General features: G+C 59.7%; 13 protein-coding genes, 1 tRNA gene and 1 pseudogene. 1 reads left to right on the top strand and 14 read right to left on the bottom strand.

Going from position 1 to position 16,881, the window contains the following annotated elements:
• Nucleotides 1-116: 116 nt before the first annotated feature.
• Together rlmB and rnr are read right to left on the bottom strand one after the other, a co-directional pair.
• Complete coding sequence (gene rlmB, locus BLO50_RS05730; RefSeq protein ID WP_090249654.1) at nucleotides 117-869, bottom strand: 23S rRNA (guanosine(2251)-2'-O)-methyltransferase RlmB; 753 nt, start codon at nucleotides 867-869, stop codon at nucleotides 117-119.
• Entirely contained in the window at nucleotides 866-3,412 is a 2,547-nt protein-coding gene (gene rnr / locus BLO50_RS05735; protein ID WP_090249657.1) for a ribonuclease R, read from the bottom strand. Before rnr ends, rlmB begins: the two co-directional genes overlap by 4 nt.
• Before the next feature lie 215 nt (nucleotides 3,413-3,627).
• Between rnr and BLO50_RS05740 the strand changes: the two genes are divergently transcribed.
• Nucleotides 3,628-3,714: transfer RNA gene (locus BLO50_RS05740), tRNA-Leu, on the top strand.
• 106 nt (nucleotides 3,715-3,820) lie between these two features.
• Here the strand turns inward: BLO50_RS05740 and BLO50_RS22245 are convergent.
• From BLO50_RS22245 to BLO50_RS05795, 12 genes and pseudogenes are all read right to left on the bottom strand, one after another.
• Nucleotides 3,821-4,705 carry a methyl-accepting chemotaxis protein gene (locus BLO50_RS22245; protein ID WP_420875451.1) on the bottom strand — a complete coding sequence of 295 codons (885 nt, stop codon included), beginning with the start codon at nucleotides 4,703-4,705 and terminating at the stop codon, nucleotides 3,821-3,823.
• A pseudogene (locus BLO50_RS22250) lies at nucleotides 4,679-5,608 on the bottom strand (HAMP domain-containing protein); the annotation flags it as partial. The pseudogene BLO50_RS22250 and the gene BLO50_RS22245, both read right to left, overlap by 27 nt.
• A 284-nt stretch (nucleotides 5,609-5,892) precedes the next feature.
• Nucleotides 5,893-7,188, bottom strand: a complete 1,296-nt coding sequence (locus BLO50_RS05750) for an adenylosuccinate synthase (RefSeq protein WP_090249662.1) — start codon at nucleotides 7,186-7,188, stop codon at nucleotides 5,893-5,895.
• 64 nt (nucleotides 7,189-7,252) lie between these two features.
• Complete coding sequence (locus tag BLO50_RS05755; RefSeq protein WP_090249664.1) at nucleotides 7,253-8,440, bottom strand: ATP phosphoribosyltransferase regulatory subunit; 1,188 nt, start codon at nucleotides 8,438-8,440, stop codon at nucleotides 7,253-7,255.
• A 37-nt stretch (nucleotides 8,441-8,477) separates the two neighbouring features.
• Entirely contained in the window at nucleotides 8,478-8,663 is a 186-nt protein-coding gene (locus BLO50_RS05760) for a DUF2065 domain-containing protein (protein ID WP_090249667.1), read from the bottom strand.
• Nucleotides 8,664-8,763: 100 nt separating this feature from the next.
• Nucleotides 8,764-9,633, bottom strand: a complete 870-nt coding sequence (gene hflC / locus BLO50_RS05765; protein WP_090249669.1) for a protease modulator HflC — start codon at nucleotides 9,631-9,633, stop codon at nucleotides 8,764-8,766.
• The gene (gene hflK, locus BLO50_RS05770) at nucleotides 9,633-10,790 is read right to left on the bottom strand and encodes an FtsH protease activity modulator HflK (RefSeq protein WP_090249672.1); all 1,158 of its coding nucleotides are present in this window, start codon (nucleotides 10,788-10,790) and stop codon (nucleotides 9,633-9,635) included. Before hflK ends, hflC begins: the two co-directional genes overlap by 1 nt.
• 96 nt (nucleotides 10,791-10,886) lie before the next feature.
• Nucleotides 10,887-12,188 (bottom strand): ribosome rescue GTPase HflX, encoded by a 1,302-nt coding sequence (gene hflX, locus BLO50_RS05775; protein ID WP_090249674.1) that lies wholly within the window; start codon nucleotides 12,186-12,188, stop codon nucleotides 10,887-10,889.
• Nucleotides 12,189-12,202: 14 nt separating this feature from the next.
• Nucleotides 12,203-12,463 carry an RNA chaperone Hfq gene (hfq, locus tag BLO50_RS05780; RefSeq protein ID WP_090249679.1) on the bottom strand — a complete coding sequence of 87 codons (261 nt, stop codon included), beginning with the start codon at nucleotides 12,461-12,463 and terminating at the stop codon, nucleotides 12,203-12,205.
• A gap of 101 nt (nucleotides 12,464-12,564) precedes the next feature.
• A complete protein-coding gene (gene miaA / locus BLO50_RS05785) occupies nucleotides 12,565-13,542 on the bottom strand; it encodes a tRNA (adenosine(37)-N6)-dimethylallyltransferase MiaA (protein ID WP_090249682.1) in 978 nt (325 codons plus the stop codon).
• A 28-nt stretch (nucleotides 13,543-13,570) separates the two neighbouring features.
• Nucleotides 13,571-15,448: a DNA mismatch repair endonuclease MutL gene (gene mutL / locus BLO50_RS05790; protein WP_090249685.1), complete on the bottom strand. Its 1,878-nt coding sequence runs from the start codon at nucleotides 15,446-15,448 to the stop codon at nucleotides 13,571-13,573.
• Nucleotides 15,445-16,875 carry an N-acetylmuramoyl-L-alanine amidase gene (locus tag BLO50_RS05795; protein WP_374725303.1) on the bottom strand — a complete coding sequence of 477 codons (1,431 nt, stop codon included), beginning with the start codon at nucleotides 16,873-16,875 and terminating at the stop codon, nucleotides 15,445-15,447. Before BLO50_RS05795 ends, mutL begins: the two co-directional genes overlap by 4 nt.
• Nucleotides 16,876-16,881: the final 6 nt, after the last annotated feature.

Raw genomic sequence — 16,881 nt, forward strand, 5'->3', positions numbered from 1 at the left:
CCTGCTACACGCAAGGTGAACTGGTGATTATTTGAACAATGCTGCGCGATTGCGCGGACAGAAAAGTCATTGCCGAGGTCAACGGCAGCGGGCGCCTTGCAGGCGCCCGCTGCGCATTATTTCTTGCCACCAGCCTTGCGCTGGCGCAAGGCCTCGAACAGACACACACCGGTCGCAACCGACACATTGAGGCTGCTAACGCTGCCTGCCATCGGCAACTTAACCAGGTAATCGCAATGCTCACGGGTCAGGCGACGCATACCTTTGCCTTCAGCCCCCATGATCAGCACAGTCGGCCCAGTCAGGTCATGCTCATACAACTCCATCTCAGCCTCACCGGCCGTGCCCACAACCCACAGGCCGCGCTGCTGGAGTTTCTCCAGACTGCGCGCCAGGTTGGTCACTGCAACTAGCGGGATCACCTCTGCTGCGCCGCAGGCGACTTTGCGCACGGTAGCGTTGAGCGTGGCGGACTTGTCCTTCGGCACAATCACCGCCAGCGCACCCGCCGCATCAGCGGTCCGCAGACAAGCACCAAGGTTGTGCGGGTCTGTCACGCCGTCGAGCACCAGCAGTAGAGGCGCACCTTCGGTGCGGTCGAGCAGCTCGTCGAGCATCGCCTCGCCCCAGACCTGACTGGGGCTGACATCCGCCACCACACCTTGATGCACGCCTTCGACCCAGGCATCCATCTCACGGCGCTCACACTGACCAACAGACACCCGCGCATCCGCCGCCAGCGCCAGCAACACCTGCACGCGCGGATCATTACGCCCTTCGGCTAGCCAGATTTGCTTAACCCGCTTTGGATGGTGACGCAGCAGCGCTTCTACAGCATGCACGCCGTAGATTTTCTCCAACTGGCTCATGACTTCGCCTTACGCTTGCGTGCACTGCCGGACGCCGACGCCCCACCAGCCGGAGCGCCCTTGCGGTGCGCACCTGGCTTACCAGACTTACTGGCTGGCTTGGCAGACTCACTCTTGGCAGCGCCCTTGCCGGCCTTGCTCTTCGAATCACTGAGCAGCGATTTTTTCAGCGCACGGCTTTTTTCCACATCGGTGTTACCTGGCGCAGCACGCTCGCCGCGACGCCCGGTTTTACCCGCAGCCGATTCAAAACCACCACGGCGCTGACCGGCCGGCATAGCCGTTTTGCCTTCAGCCAGTTCAAAGTCGATCTTGCGCTCGTCCAGATCGACGCGCATGACCTTGACCTCAACACTATCGCCCAGACGGAAACTGCGCCCGCTGCGCTCGCCCGCCAGGCGATGATGCACGGGGTCAAAGTGGTAGTAGTCACCCGGCAAGGCGGTGACGTGCACCAAACCCTCGACGTAAATGTCCTTCAACTCAACGAACAGACCAAAGCCTGTCACCGCCGTGATCACACCCGGGAACGTTTCGCCGACGCGATCCTTCATAAACTCGCATTTGAGCCAGTTCACTACATCGCGAGTCGCCTCATCGGCGCGGCGCTCGGACATCGAGCACTGCTCGCCAAGCTGCTCTAGAATCGCATCGTCGTATGGGTAGATCCGCGCCCGCGGCATGATCGCCGCACCGGCACGCTTGACGTGCGGGGTATCAAGCTTGGAACGGACCACACTGCGGATCGCCCGATGGATCAACAGATCCGGATAACGACGAATTGGTGAAGTGAAGTGCGCATACGCCTCGTAGTTCAGACCGAAGTGACCCTGGTTATCCGCGCTGTACACCGCCTGACTGAGCGAGCGCAGCATGACGGTCTGGATCAGGTGGTAATCCGGACGCTCGCGGATACTTTCCAGCAGCAGCTGGTAGTCCTTGGGCGACGGACCGTCCTTCGACTTGCCGCGATGCAGCGACAACCCCAGCTCGGTGAGGAATGCTTTGAGCTTCTCCACACGCTCCGGCGGCGGACAATCATGCACGCGATAAAGCGCCGGAATTTCATGCTTCTGCATAAACGCAGCAGTGGCCACGTTGGCAGCCAGCATGCATTCTTCGATCAACTTGTGCGCATCGTTACGCTGGGTTGGGCGAATCTCGGCAATCTTACGTCCAGCCCCGAAGATGATCCGGGTTTCCTGGGTTTCAAAATCAATGGCCCCGCGCTCATGGCGCGCAGCCAGCAACACCTGGTACAGCGAGTACAGCTGCTTGAGGTGCGGCAGTACTTCTTTGTACTCGCCACGCAGCGCCTTGCCTTCGCTACTTTTCGGCTGCTCAAGCATGGCACTGACCTTGTTGTAGGTCAGACGCGCATGGGAGTGGATGACCGCCTCATAGAATTGGTAGTCGGTCATCTTGCCGGTCTTGGAGATACTGATCTCACAGACCATAGCCAGACGATCGACATGCGGGTTCAGCGAGCACAGGCCGTTAGACAATTCTTCCGGCAGCATCGGGATTACCCGCTCCGGGAAGTACACCGAATTGCCACGCACCTGAGCCTCGGCATCCAACGCCGAATCGATTTTCACATAGTGAGAAACGTCAGCGATGGCGACATAGAGCTTCCAGCCGCCGGAAAACAGCCGCCAGTTGCTGCCGTTTTTCTCGCAATACACCGCATCATCGAAGTCGCGCGCGTCTTCACCATCAATGGTGACGAACGGCAAGTGGCGTAGGTCGATACGCTTCTCTTTGTCCTTCTCTTCAACTTCTGGCTTGAGCTTGTGCGCTTCTTTTACAACCGCGTCCGGCCAGACGTGGGGAATGTCGTAGCTGCGCAATGCAACGTCGATCTCCATACCGGGCGCCATGTAGTTGCCAACCACCTCAACCACGTCGCCCTGGGGCTGGAAGCGCGTAGTCGGCCAGTGAGTAATTTTCACCTCAACAAACTGACCCTGTTTGGCGCCGGCATTCCGCCCTGGCGTCACCAGCACTTCTTGCTGAATTTTCGGGTTATCGGCCACAACGAAGCCAACGCCGCTTTCTTCGTAATAGCGGCCAACAATGCTTTCGTGGGCGCGGGAGATCACCTCAACCACCGCACCTTCACGACGGCCACGGCGATCAAGACCAGACACCCGCGCCAAAGCACGGTCACCATCGAACACCAGGCGCATTTGCGCGGGACTCAGAAACAGATCATCACTGCCATCATCCGGCACCAGAAAGCCGAAACCATCACGGTGCCCGCTCACGCGCCCGAGAATCAGGTCGAGCTTATCAACAGGGGCATAGGTGCCGCGGCGGGTATAGATCAGCTGGCCATCACGCTCCATGGCGCGAAGACGGCGACGCAGGGCTTCGAGCTGCTCTTCAGTGGCCATGCCAAATTCATCAGCCAGCTCTTCGCGAGCTGCTGGAGAGCCGCGCTCATCCAAGTGCTTCAGAATCAGTTCACGACTTGGAATGGGGTTTTCATATTTTTCCGCTTCACGAGCGGCCTCGGGATCGAGGGATTGCCAATCGGCCATTAGAGGTAATTCACCTTATCTACACAAATTCGGTTTGCCATGTGCCTATTGAAGCGCGAAACCACTGTCCAGGTCAGCACGGCACACAGAATAAAATTTTTTAACAACAGGGGTTTACAAGTAAAAACCCGATCCGTATTATGCGCGCCACAACGACGGGAAACGAAGTTAACCAAGTTGTAGTTGATAGCAAATAAGCAAGTTTTGCAATCAATGCCCAGGTGGTGAAATTGGTAGACACGCCAGCTTCAGGTGCTGGTGACCTTACGGTCGTGGAAGTTCGAGTCTTCTCCTGGGCACCAATTCAAAAAAACCGAGCCACTGGCTCGGTTTTTTATTGCCTGCGATTTAACCCCCATATGTGTAAACAACTTGGTGGGCGCTCAGGTGCGCCCACCCTGAATCGGCCTAAACGCGAAACTGACCCAAACTGGCTTTAAGCTTCTTCGCCAAGCCATCCAACACGCGACCGCTATTGGCCGTAGCCGCAACAGCCTCAGCCGCGCGCTGCGCCTCAACATGAATAACCTCAACACGCCCACGCACGGCATCAGCCCCCTCCGCCTGATGCGCAGCCGCCTCTGTCGCGGCATTGATCGCGCCGTGCACTTCCTCCACCGCCTCACGCACCGACTGCTGCACTCGCGCACTTTCGCGCAGGGCCGATAAGCCTTGATCAGCCTGCTTACCGGCCTGACTAATAGCCTCAACCGCTTCGCGTGCACCCTGCTGCAATGCGCCGATATGGGTCTGAATATCGCCAGTGGACTGCTGCGTCTTACTGGCCAGCGCGCGCACCTCATCGGCCACCACAGCAAAACCGCGACCACTCTCGCCCGCCCGGGCCGCCTCAATGGCCGCATTCAGGGCCAATAAGTTGGTTTGCTCAGCAATTGAGCGAATCACCGTTAGCACCACTTCAATCTGCTCACTCTGCTTGGCCAGCCGCTCGATGACCGAAGCCCCCGTTTCCACACGCCTCACCAACTCTTCGATCGAGCCCCCCACGCGCAGCGCAATCGCAGCATTGTCATCAGCAGCCTGACGAATCGCACCAACGCGCTGCAAGGCCTCGCGCATAGCATGGCTTTCCGCCTGCGCTTCGCTGGCCATTTCAGCCAACGCCTGCAAACTACCGGCGACCTCATCACGCTGACGCTCGGCCGCTGACTCCGCCGCCGCACTGCGCGAGGCCAAATTGCCGATTTCCTGCCCAGTGAGCGATGCCACCTCACCCGCCTCGCGCACAATCGGCTGCAACTTGGCGACGAAGCGATTGACCGCCGCCGCCATGTCGCCAATTTCATCACGGCTATTGAGTTCGACCCGACGGGTCAGATCCCCCTCGCCGGCCGCCCAGTCATTCAACACCGCAATCAAGGTATGCAGCTTGCTGACTACTCGCCGCCCGAGCACCAAGGCCAATACCAACAGAATCAGCAGTGCCACGACAGTAAGGCCCATGCTGATATTCCAACGCAAACCAGCTGCAGCCTGCTGCACCACCTGGCGACTGCTCTGCTCCATACCGCCAGCCGCCTCACGCGCAACACTCAATCGAGCCGCCAGAGCGTCCGCACTGCTGGTGGCCGCGCCACTTAAGCTGTCTGAAACCAACCGCCCACTGCTGTCGATCAAACTGACGAAACGCTGATCCAGCTTCGCCAACTCCTCATCCACCGACGCAGTAGAAACCCCCAAAAGAACCTTGCCGATATCCGAGCCCATTGGACTGATCGTCGCCTCGGCGATATACACACCCGGATCATTGGCGGCAGCCTGCAGCACCTTATCCAGTGCGCCACCACCTTCCCCCTTGGCCATCAAGGCACGTACACGTGCGTCCTGCCGATTGAGATGGCGTGTCAGCCGTTCGCCTTGCGCATCGAGGTACACCGCAAATAGCACCGCCGGGTTGCGATGCGCTCCACGGACTAACTCAGTGAGCGCGGGCACATCGGCATCCCAGATAGCCTTTGGCGCAACGGCCGATAGCAGCTGCGCCAGCTCGTCCGCCGAACGCTTAAGATTGCTGTCCAACACGCCGCGAATTTGCGCCTGCTCCTCGGCCAGCCGGGTAGAAAGGCCTTTGGCCAATTGCGCTTGAGTGCTGACGGAAAGGCCATCCAGACCGCCACGCACTTCATCACCAGCTTTAGTCAGCTCGTCTACCAATCGCGCCGTATCGGACTGCATGCCTTTGGCCAAATCTGCCTCAAGCGTTGCCACCGTGGTCCGGGTCAACGCCACAGCCACAATGACTTGCACCAACAAGGCCACGCCCAGCGCCAGAAACACCGGCAACAACAAACGACTGCGCAGCACAGAAATAATGGCAAACACGGCAGACACTCCTAACAGCGGTAATGCCTATAACGGCGGGGAAGCTGATTTATAAAGGCTAGCTCGGATATTTTTACGCGGACCAGAAACGACAAAGGGCCGCCAATTGGCGACCCTTTGTGCACTGCCTGTGACTATCAGGCAAACGGATGACGCAACACAATAGTCTCGTTGCGGTCCGGGCCGGTGGAAACAATATCAATCGGCGCACCGACCAACTCTTCCACACGCTTGATGTAAGTACGCGCAGCCGCTGGCAGCTCTTCCAGGGTTTTCGCACCCAGGGTCGACTCGCTCCAGCCTGGCAGCTCCTCGTAAACCGGCTGCAGACCCAGGTAGCTGTCGGCATCAGTCGGCGCATCAACCAGCACGTCGCCGTTTTGATCTTTGTAGCCAACACAGATACGGATGGTTTCCAGACCGTCGAGCACGTCCAGCTTGGTCAGGCACAGACCGGAGATGCTGTTGATCTCGATGGCGCGACGCAGGATCACGGCATCAAACCAACCGCAACGACGCGCGCGGCCGGTGGTGGAGCCGAATTCGTGGCCACGCTTGGCGAGGAACGCGCCGGTTTCGTCGAACAGCTCAGTCGGGAACGGACCCGAGCCAACGCGGGTGGTGTAGGCCTTGGTGATACCGAGGATGTAATCCAGGTACATCGGACCAAAACCAGAACCGGTGGCGATGCCGCCTGCCGTGGTGTTGGAGCTGGTGACGTAGGGGTAGGTGCCATGGTCGATGTCCAGCAGCGAACCCTGCGCGCCTTCGAACATGATGTCCTTGCCCTCACGACGCATGTCGTGCAGCACGGCGGTCACGTCGGTCATCATCGGCTTGAGCAGCTCAGCGTATTCCATGCACTCGTCGAGCGTCTTCTGGAAGTCGATGGCCGGCTCTTTGTAGTAATTGACCAGTACGAAGTTGTGGTAATCCAGCAGCTCACCGAGCTTGGCGGCGAAGCGCTCACGGTGGAACAGATCGCCAATGCGCAGGCCGCGTCGCGCCACCTTGTCTTCGTAGGCCGGGCCAATACCACGACCGGTGGTGCCGATCTTGGCATCACCACGGGCTTTCTCACGAGCCTGATCGAGGGCTACGTGGTACGGCAGGATCAGCGGGCAGGACGGGCTGATACGCAGGCGCTCGCGCACCGGCACGCCTTTCTCTTCCAGCTTGATGATTTCACGCATCAGCGCATCGGGCGCAACCACCACGCCGTTGCCGATCAGGCACTGCACGTTTTCGCGCAGAATACCGGAGGGGATCAGGTGCAGAACGGTTTTTTCGCCGTCGATCACCAGGGTGTGGCCAGCATTATGACCACCCTGGTAACGCACAACAGCTGCAGCCTGTTCGGTCAGCAGGTCGACGATCTTGCCCTTGCCTTCATCGCCCCACTGGGTGCCCAGGACTACGACATTCTTACCCATAACACTAACCCTCTTCGCAAACTTGATGCCGGCCATAGCCGACGGAAACTTTTCGCCTTGCCGCTCAGGCTGTCAGCGCAGCTAACTGCCAGCGGCCATCACGCAACAGCAGCTGACGATCACAGCCTGCAGCCTCGGCGTCAGCCGCGACCTGCCCAGGCAATGCCTGAACCACGCGCTGACCGTCCTGGCGCAAGCGCACAATCGCCTGCCACAAAAACACATCATGGTTATCCGGAGCCCAGACACCGGCAGGCTCTTCACCCAACTGCATCTGCCCCAGGCTTACCAGGGTTTTCAGGTCTGTGGAGAAGCCTGTCGCCGGACGCGCGCGGCCAAAATCAGCGCCGATGTCGTCATAACGGCCGCCCTGGGCGATGGCATAACCCACACCAGGGACGAAGGCCGCGAACACTACGCCGGTGTGATAGTGATAACCGCGCAGCTCGCCCAGATCGAAGTACAGCGGTAATTCCGGGTAGCGCAAGCTCAGCGCATCGGCAATCGCCATCAGGTCATCCAGCGCCGCATGCACATCGTCCGGCGCATCGACCAGGCAGGCCTGAGCCAGGTCCAGCACTTCACGACCGCCGCACAGCTCGCTAAGCGCGCGCAGCATTTTGTGCAGGTCATCCGGCAGGGTTTCAGTCAGCTCAACGACTTCATCCAGCGCCTTGCGCTGCAGCGCGTCGAACAACTGCTGCTCGACCTCGCCAGACAGCTCGGCAGCACGCGCCAGGCCGCGGTAGATACCAACATGGCCAAGATCCATGTGCACATCCGGCACCGCTGCCAGCTCTAGGGTGTTTACCAGCAGGCTGATCACTTCCACATCACTCGCCGGGCTGGCGTCGCCATACAGCTCGGCACCCAGCTGGATCGGGCTACGCGAGGTGGTCAGCGCACGCGGCTGGGCATGCACCACGCTACCGGCGTAGCACAGTCGGCTCGGTCCTTCACGGCGCAGGGTATGCGCATCAATGCGCGCCACCTGCGGCGTGATGTCGGCACGAAAGCCCATCTGCCGGCCGGACAACGGATCGGTAACCTTGAAGGTGCGTAGATCCAGATCCTGGCCCGCGCCAGTCAGCAGCGATTCCAGGTACTCGATATGCGGAGTGACCACAAATTCATAGCCCCAGCGCTGGAACAGATCCAGCACCTGGCGGCGCGCCACTTCAATACGCCCTGCGTACGGCGGCAGTACTTCTTCGATGCCATCTGGCAGTAGCCAGCGGTCTACCGTTGCCATTTAGCCATTCCCCTCTTGAACCGGGCGGCACAAGCCTTCAGTGAAGCCAATAAAGAACGGTTGTTCCCAGCAGCATGCTGGCCAACCCCAGCAGACGCAGCTGTCTATCAGACAACTGCATCAGTTGTAAAAGCGTGTCACGCCAATGGCGCGGACACAGAAAGGGCAGGATGCCTTCCAGCACCAACACGAGACACAACGCGATGCCTAATTCCTGCCACATGCTTCCCACAGACGCAAAAAAGCCGGGATTTTCCCGGCTGCCGCATCATACCACGTTTTCCGAAAGGATCACCCCGGCGGCTGCCCGCCGGGGTGATGACTCAAGGCTTGGACTTCTCCAGATAGCGGAAGAAGTCGCTACTCGGATCCAGCACCAGCACATCACGCTTATCAGCGAAGCTCTCGCGATAAGCCCTCAGGCTGCGATAGAACGAATAGAACTCCTGGTCCATGCCATACGCCTTGGAGTAGATCGCAGCGGCCTGGGCATCGCCCGCACCGCGCAGCTCTTCAGCTTGACGGTAGGCATCTGCGAGCAACACGCGACGCTGACGGTCGGCGTCGGCGCGAATACCTTCGGCCAGCTCCTTACCCTTGGCGCGGTGCTCACGGGCCTCACGCTCACGCTCGGAACTCATGCGATCGAACACGCTGCGATTCACTTCTTTCGGCAGGTCGATGGCCTTAACGCGCACGTCCACAACCTCGATACCCAGCTCTTTCTGCGCAGCCTTATTCAAGGAGGCGGTCACATCAGCCATCAGCGCATCACGCTCACCGGATACCGATTCATGCAAGGTACGCTTACCGAACTGGTCACGCAGCGACGCTTCAAGACGACGCGCCAGACGCTCGTCGGCAATCTGCTTCATACCGGACGTCGCAGTGTAGAAACGCTCAGCGTCAAGCACTCGCCATTTGGCGAAGGCATCAACCATCAGCGCTTTCTTTTCCAGCGTGAGAAAACGCGAGCTGCTGGAGTCCAGAGTCAGCAGACGCGCATCAAACTTACGCACCTGGTTGACGTACGGAATCTTCACATGCAGGCCCGGCTGTACGTCCGGCTGGACGATACGACCAAACTGCAACAGCACCGCACGCTCAGTCTGCGACACGATATAGAAGCTATTCCAGGCGACCAGCGCCAGCACCACGCCAACAATAAGGGCGATCAGCGATTTATTGCTCATCAACGGCTCTCCCTTGTACGCAGTTCAACCTGACGCGGATCGATGGTTACCCGCGAGCCGGCGTCTGCAGTACCCGCAGCACCAGATATCGAGCTAGGCGCGGACGTGCTGCGGCCATCAATCATCTTGTCCAGCGGCAGATAAAGCAGATTGTTCTGCCCCTTGTCGCCAGTCACCAGCACCTTGCTGGTATTGCTCATCAGCTCTTGCATGGTGTCCAGATACAGACGCTCGCGAGTGACCTCAGGCGCCTTACGGTACTCGGTCACCAATGCAGTGAAGCGATCCGCCTCACCCTGTGCGCGAGAAACCACTTCGTCGCGATAACCGCTGGCATCCTCAATCAGGCGCTGCGCCTGACCACGGGCTTCCGGCACCACACCATTGGCGTAGGTTTCCGCCTGATTCTTCTCACGCTGCTCGTCTTCACGGGCGCGGATCACGTCATCGAATGCTTCCTGTACTTCGCGCGGCGCGGCCGCACTCTGCAGGTTGACCTGAGTGACGGTGATACCGGTGCGGTAATTATCGAGGAAGCGCTGCAAGCGATCCTTGACCTCACTGGCCATCAGCTCACGGCCTTCGGTGAGCACCTGATCCATCTCGGTGGAACCCACCACGTGGCGCACGGCGCTATCGGTCGCATGCTGCAGACTGACTTCCGGCTGATCAACGTTGAGAACGAAATCCTGCAAGTTGCTGACCCGGTACTGCACGGTCAACGGCACTTCGATGATGTTTTCGTCTTCGGTCAACATCTGCCCTTGTTTGCTGTAAGCGCGCTCGCGGGTGACGTTTTCCTGAAACTTGCGATCAATCGGCGGGAAATAGATATTCAGACCCGGGCCGACTGTTTCGTAATACTTGCCGAAGCGCAGCACCACGGCCTGCTCCTGCTCATCAACGACATAGATCGCGCTGTACAGCCAGACTGCAGCCAACAGCCCCAGGCCCACGAACAGCAAGCCGAAGCCGCCGCCATTGCCCGAGCCAGTCCCACTGCCTCGTTTCTTGCCGCCACCGAACAGCCCATTCAGGCTCTCCTGCAGCTTGCGGAAGGCCTCATCGATATCCGGCGGCCCCTTGCGATCACCGTTCTTACGGCCACCCCATGGGTCCTGATTATTCGAGTTGCCACCCGGCTCATTCCAAGCCATAGCGCTCTCCATCTGATAAAGCAAAGACGCGCCCACGGCGCGCCCGCCAATGCTACAGAATGCATGCAACCAGCGGCAAAGTCGCTGATGCAGGCTTTATTGCAAAGTGTGTTGCTCAATAAATTCCTGCGGCTTCAAGCCTTCACGACTAACCAGCCGATTTAGCTCGATCCGCGGCAAGCGCACCGCCAGCAAACTGCTGCCGTCTTCGGTGTGGGACTCGCTTTGCACCGCACCCAAGGCGAAAAACTGTGCGCGCAAGCGCGCAAGGCGCTGCGGCAGCTGCAATGTACCGACAAACAGGTCATCACCCAACAGCTCGGCTATCGCCTGACGCAGTAACGGTAAACCACGCCCGTCACGCGCCGACAGCCAGACCCGCTGCGGCTTGCCGTCGGCATCGCGCTGAATCTGCGGCTCCACACCCTCAAGCAAATCGAGCTTGTTATACACCTCAAGCATCGGCAGTTCATGGGCACCGATTTCACCCAACACCGCCAACACCTGCTCGATCTGCTGATCGCGCTCGGGCTCGTGGGAGTCGATTACGTGCAGCAGCAGATCGGAATTGCTCGATTCCTCAAGCGTCGCACGGAACGCCTCGACGAGTTTATGTGGCAAATGCCGGATAAAGCCCACGGTATCGGCCAGCACGATCGGCCCCAGATCATCCAGTTCCAGACGACGCAGGGTGGGATCGAGAGTGGCGAATAGCTGATCAGCCGCGTAAACATCCGAGGTGGTCAGGGAGTTGAACAGGGTCGACTTGCCGGCATTGGTATAGCCCACCAGCGATACCGAAGGAATATCCGCACGCTGGCGGCCGCGCCTAGCCTGCTCGCGCTGACTGCGCACCTTCTCGAGCTTCTGCTTGATCTGGCGAATCCGCACGCGCAACAGGCGGCGGTCGGTTTCCAGCTGCGTCTCACCCGGGCCACGCAGGCCGATACCACCTTTTTGCCGCTCAAGGTGGGTCCAGCCGCGCACCAGCCGCGTACTCATATGGTCGAGTTGGGCCAGCTCGACCTGCAACTTGCCTTCATGGGTACGCGCACGCTGAGCAAAAATGTCGAGGATCAGACCGGTACGGTCCAATACTCGACACTCGAAAGCGCGCTCAAGGTTGCGCTCCTGGCTCGGCGTAAGCACGTGGTTGAAGATAACCAGATCAGCCTCGGCGGCCTTGACCTGATCACGCAACTCTTCAACTTTGCCACTGCCGATCAGGTATTTGGCCGTCAGCCGATTACTCGGAACACTGAGGAACGCAACGGTTTCAGCACCGGCCGAGATGGCCAGCTCCTGAAACTCCTGCGGATCCTCGCGCGCCTCGGAATTTTGGCCGTCCAGATGTACCAGAATGGCCCGCTCTCCACCTTCATGGCGCTCGAAGAACAATGCAGCCTCCTAAATCAGGCGTTACCAGGCTCAGCTTCAGCTTGCTCGGTTTCGCTGGCGCTCGGCAGACGCACCGGACGGCTAGGCACTACAGTGGAAATGGCGTGTTTATAGACCATCTGGCTGACAGTGTTTTTCAGCAAAATCACGAACTGGTCGAAAGATTCAATTTGGCCCTGCAGCTTGATGCCGTTAACCAAATAAATAGAAACCGGGACGCGTTCCTTACGCAAGGTGTTCAGGTAAGGGTCTTGTAGCGAATGCCCTTTTGACATGTGCCGCACTCCTTTAAGGATAATTTTTCAATAATTTTAGTAAACCAACTAACGGCTTAAAGCCGCCATACCCCCAAGGATAGACGGCCAACGGCAAGGTCTCAGGTCAATATGGAGACCGCAGCCAGGTATTTCAAGGCACGCGGCAGATTGTCACAGTCGGCACTATCGAGCCAATGCACATCCTGCTGCCAACCGCGTAACCAGGTGAACTGTCGCTTGGCCAACTGGCGCGTGGCGATAATGCCGCGCTCCTGCATCTGTACAGCATCTAACTTGCCGTCCAGATGATCCCAGACCTGCCGATAACCCACCGCTCGTATAGACGGCAGCCCAACGTGCAAGTCACTTCGCTGACGCAAGCGTTCGACCTCGGCCACCAGCCCCTGTTCCAACATCAGGCGAAATCGCAGGGCTATTCGCTCGTGCAACAGCTGCCTTTGCGCCGGGGCAATGGCCAATTGCGCCACAGTATAGGGGAATTGACGCGGCGCCGATGCGCCACCGGCAGTATTTTCTGTCGCCTGGCGCTGACGATGAACGGTCATGCTCTGCCCGCTCAAGTGATAGACCTCAAGGGCGCGAATCAAGCGCTGCGGGTCATTGGGATGGATACGCGCAGCCGACTCCGGATCGACCGCACGCAGCTCGGCATGCAGCATCGCCCAACCTTCGGCCTGGGCGCGCGCCTCCAGCTCGGCGCGCAACGCAGCATCTGCGCTGGGCATTTCGGCCAGGCCTTCAAGCAACGCCTTGAAATACAGCATAGTGCCGCCCACCAGCAGCGGAATACGTCCGCGCGCGGTGATTTCAGCCATGGCCGTCAGGGCATCGGCACGGAACTCGGCTGCCGAATAGCTCTCGGCCGGGTCACGAATATCGATTAAGCGGTGAGGAAACTCAGCCAGCGCGGCCTTGTCCGGCTTGGCCGTGCCGATATCCATATCACGGTAGATCAGCGCAGAATCGACGCTGATCAGCTCGCACGGCAGAACACGCGCCAGTTCGATGGCCAGATCGGTCTTGCCGGCCGCTGTTGGCCCCATCAGGAAAATCGCCGGAGGCAGGCGCTCGGACATGCTAAAAAGTCTCTAAATGGCGCGGCGCTTAGCGGCCGCGCAGGAACAGCTTGTCCAGATCGTCCATGCCCATCTGCGTCCAGGTCGGCCGACCGTGGTTGCACTGGCCGCTGCGCTCGGTGTGCTCCATATCGCGCAGCAAGGCATTCATTTCCGGCAAGGTCAGGCGCCGGTTGGCGCGCACGGCGCCGTGGCAAGCCATGGTGCCGAGCAGCTCATTGAGGTGTGCCTGAATGCGGTCGGTGGTGCCGTATTCGAGCAGATCACCCAGCACATCCTGCACCAGACGAGTGGCCTCGGCCTGCTTGAGCAATGCGGGAATCTGTCGGATAGCCAGGGTTTCCGGGCCCAAACGCTGCAGCTCAAACCCCAAGCGCTGAAACCATTCGGCATGCTCTTCGGCGCAGTCGGCTTCACGCTGGCTTACGGCAATCGACTCCGGCACCAGCAGCGGCTGACCACGTAGGCCTTCGCTGGCCATGGCAACTTTTAAGCGCTCGTAGGTGATGCGCTCATGGGCTGCGTGCATGTCCACCACAACCAGGCCCTGAACGTTCTCGGCAAGAATATAGATGCCCTTGAGCTGGGCAATGGCATAGCCCAAGGGTGGAATATCACCTTGCGCACCCGGTAAGCCAGCAGGAGCCGGCGCAGTGGTCATCGGAGAGAAAAACTCGCGATAGGCGCCCTGTGCTTCGGCGGCCGGCAAGGCTGCTTCCGGACGGGAGCCTTGATAGCCGGCACCCGGCGAGCGCCATACTGAGGCGCTGGGCGCTGGCTGGAGTAGGCTAGCGGCCAAACCAATTTCACCCTGCGGGCCGAACTCGCCCGCAGCCTGGCCGGTGGGGCGCAGCATCTCATTAACCGTCGCCGGGGCCGCCAGCTGATCCTCCGGACGCACCTCACCCAGGGCTCGGTGCAGCGTGCCGTAGAGGAAGTCATGCACCATACGCCCATCACGGAAGCGCACTTCGTGCTTGGTCGGGTGCACGTTGACGTCTACCACCGACGGATCAATTTCCAGAAACAGCACAAATGTAGGATGGCGACCGTTGAACAGCACGTCGCGGTAAGCCTGGCGCACTGCGTGGGCAACCAGCTTGTCGCGCACCATGCGCCCATTTACGTAGAAATACTGCAGATCTGCCTGGCTACGGGAGAAGGTCGGCAAGCCAACCCAACCCCACAAATGCAGACCGTTGCGTTCGATATCGATCGGCAGCGCCTGCTCGAGAAACGCAGGGCCACAGACCGAGGCCACCCGCCGCGCGCGGCTCTGCTCATCCGGCGCCTCATGCAGACCGAGCAGGGTCTTGCCGTTGTGACGCAGGTGGAAGGCCACGTCAAAACGTGCCAGGGCCAGGCGTTTGATAACTTCCAGCAGATGATCGAATTCGGTCTTCTCAGTCTTGAGAAACTTACGCCGTGCCGGGGTATTGAAGAACAGGTCGCGCACTTCTACCGAGGTGCCGACCGGGTGCGCTGCGGGCTGCACACGGGGCTGCATATCACGGCCTTCGGTTTCCACCTGCCAGGCCTGCTCGGCACCCTCGGTACGTGAGGTCAACGTCAGGCGTGCGACGGAGCTGATCGACGCCAGCGCCTCACCACGGAAGCCCAGGCTCATGACCTGCTCCAGGTCTTCAAGCTCGCGGATCTTGCTGGTGGCGTGGCGGGCCAGTGCGAGCGGCAGGTCATCCGGGGAGATGCCGCTGCCGTTATCACGCACCTTGAGCAACTTCACGCCGCCCTGCTCAACATCCACCTCGATACGTTTGGCGCCGGAATCCAGGCTGTTTTCCAACAGCTCCTTGATTACCGAGGCCGGGCGTTCAACTACCTCACCGGCAGCAATCTGGTTCGCCAGCCGCGGGCTGAGCAGCTGGATACGCGCAGCTTCACTCATGGCTGCACAGCCAGAGCAGTCGCGGGAATCTGCAAACGCTGGCCGACCTTGATCACATCGTTTTTCAGCGAGTTGGTACTGCGCAGCACGGCCAGGCTAACTTGATAACGCTGTGCAATCAGCGCCAGGCTTTCGCCAGAGCTGACCACATGTTCGCGCGGCCCGAGGGCAATCTTGCCGTTGTCACGCAGCCAAGCCACGTGAGTGCCAGGCGGCGGGTTTTCATGGAAGAACTGCCGAACGCCTGTGACGATCGAGCGCGCCAGCGCTTGCTGATGGCTGGCACTGGAGAGTTTGCGGGCTTCATTGGGATTGGAGATAAACCCGGTTTCCACCAGGATCGACGGAATATCCGGCGATTTCAGCACCATAAAGCCGGCCTGCTCTACCCGCCGTTTATGCAGTGGCGTTACCCGACCCATATTGCCCAGCACCTTGTTGCCGACGTTCAGGCTGGATGACAACGATGCCGTCATCGACAGGTCGAGCAGCACCCCGGCGAGCATCTTGTCCTTGTCGTCCAGGCTGACATTGCCGGCGCCGCCGATCAGGTCCGACTGGTTTTCCGCATCGGCCAGCCAGCGCGCAGTCTCCGAGGTGGCGCCGCGATCTGACAGGGCATACACCGACGCACCGAATGCAGCGGCACGCGGTGCAGCATCAGCATGGATGGAAACAAACAGATCGGCGCCCTTCTTGCGGGCAATCTCAGTACGTTTACGCAGCGGAATAAAGTAGTCGCCAGTGCGTACCAACTCGGCACGGAAGCCTTTTTCGGCATTGATCTGCCGCTGCAGCTCCTTGGAAATCGCCAGGGTTACGTGCTTTTCATACTGGCCTTTAACCGGCGACAGGGCGCCCGGATCTTCACCGCCATGGCCAGCGTCGATGGCAATCACGATATCGCGCTTGCCGTTGGGCACTGGCGTCAGTTTCGGCGGCGCTTGCGTTGGCGTGACCGGAACTTGCGGTGCGGTGGCTACGGCCGTGCTCGGCAAGCTCGGTGCCGCGCCACTCTCCTGATCGAACAAATCAACCACCAGACGATGCCCGTACTGCTGGTTAGGTGCCAGGGTGAAGCTCTTAGGCGTGACCGCTGCGGAAAGGTCAATCACCACACGCAGATCTTGCGGGGTGCGTTGTGCCGAGCGTACGCCGGTGATCGGGGTATTACTCAAGGTCAGCTGATCGAAGCTGGTAGCCAGCTTGGCCCCACTGACATCAATGACGATACGATTGGGCGCGGACAGCAGAAATACGCTGTGCTGCACTGGACCGGACAGGTCAAACACCAGGCGCGTGTTATCCGGCGCACGCCACAAGCGGACGCTGCGCACATCCGAAGCGGCCATTACATCGGCGACCAACGCCACCAATGCCACTCCAATTGCGATGAAACGCGCGCCTATGCGCATAGCCAACCCCATATCAAA

It is taken from the genome of Pseudomonas peli (assembly GCF_900099645.1).
In the GTDB taxonomy this organism is placed as follows: Bacteria; Pseudomonadota; Gammaproteobacteria; order Pseudomonadales; family Pseudomonadaceae; genus Aquipseudomonas; species Aquipseudomonas peli.

What these genes read in the sequence shown, in the direction of transcription:
- BLO50_RS05760 (WP_090249667.1), bottom strand. Translation starts at nt 8,663, where the DNA reads ATGTGGCAGGAATTAGGCATCGCGTTGTGTCTCGTGTTGGTGCTGGAA.
- BLO50_RS22245 (WP_420875451.1), bottom strand. Translation starts at nt 4,705, where the DNA reads ATGGCGGCGGCGGTCAATCGCTTCGTCGCCAAGTTGCAGCCGATTGTG.
- BLO50_RS05755 (WP_090249664.1), bottom strand. Translation starts at nt 8,440, where the DNA reads ATGGCAACGGTAGACCGCTGGCTACTGCCAGATGGCATCGAAGAAGTA.
- mutL (WP_090249685.1), bottom strand. Translation starts at nt 15,448, where the DNA reads ATGAGTGAAGCTGCGCGTATCCAGCTGCTCAGCCCGCGGCTGGCGAAC.
- hflC (WP_090249669.1), bottom strand. Translation starts at nt 9,633, where the DNA reads ATGAGCAATAAATCGCTGATCGCCCTTATTGTTGGCGTGGTGCTGGCG.
- miaA (WP_090249682.1), bottom strand. Translation starts at nt 13,542, where the DNA reads ATGTCCGAGCGCCTGCCTCCGGCGATTTTCCTGATGGGGCCAACAGCG.
- hflK (WP_090249672.1), bottom strand. Translation starts at nt 10,790, where the DNA reads ATGGCTTGGAATGAGCCGGGTGGCAACTCGAATAATCAGGACCCATGG.
- BLO50_RS05795 (WP_374725303.1), bottom strand. Translation starts at nt 16,875, where the DNA reads ATGGGGTTGGCTATGCGCATAGGCGCGCGTTTCATCGCAATTGGAGTG.
- rnr (WP_090249657.1), bottom strand. Translation starts at nt 3,412, where the DNA reads ATGGCCGATTGGCAATCCCTCGATCCCGAGGCCGCTCGTGAAGCGGAA.
- hfq (WP_090249679.1), bottom strand. Translation starts at nt 12,463, where the DNA reads ATGTCAAAAGGGCATTCGCTACAAGACCCTTACCTGAACACCTTGCGT.
- BLO50_RS05750 (WP_090249662.1), bottom strand. Translation starts at nt 7,188, where the DNA reads ATGGGTAAGAATGTCGTAGTCCTGGGCACCCAGTGGGGCGATGAAGGC.
- rlmB (WP_090249654.1), bottom strand. Translation starts at nt 869, where the DNA reads ATGAGCCAGTTGGAGAAAATCTACGGCGTGCATGCTGTAGAAGCGCTG.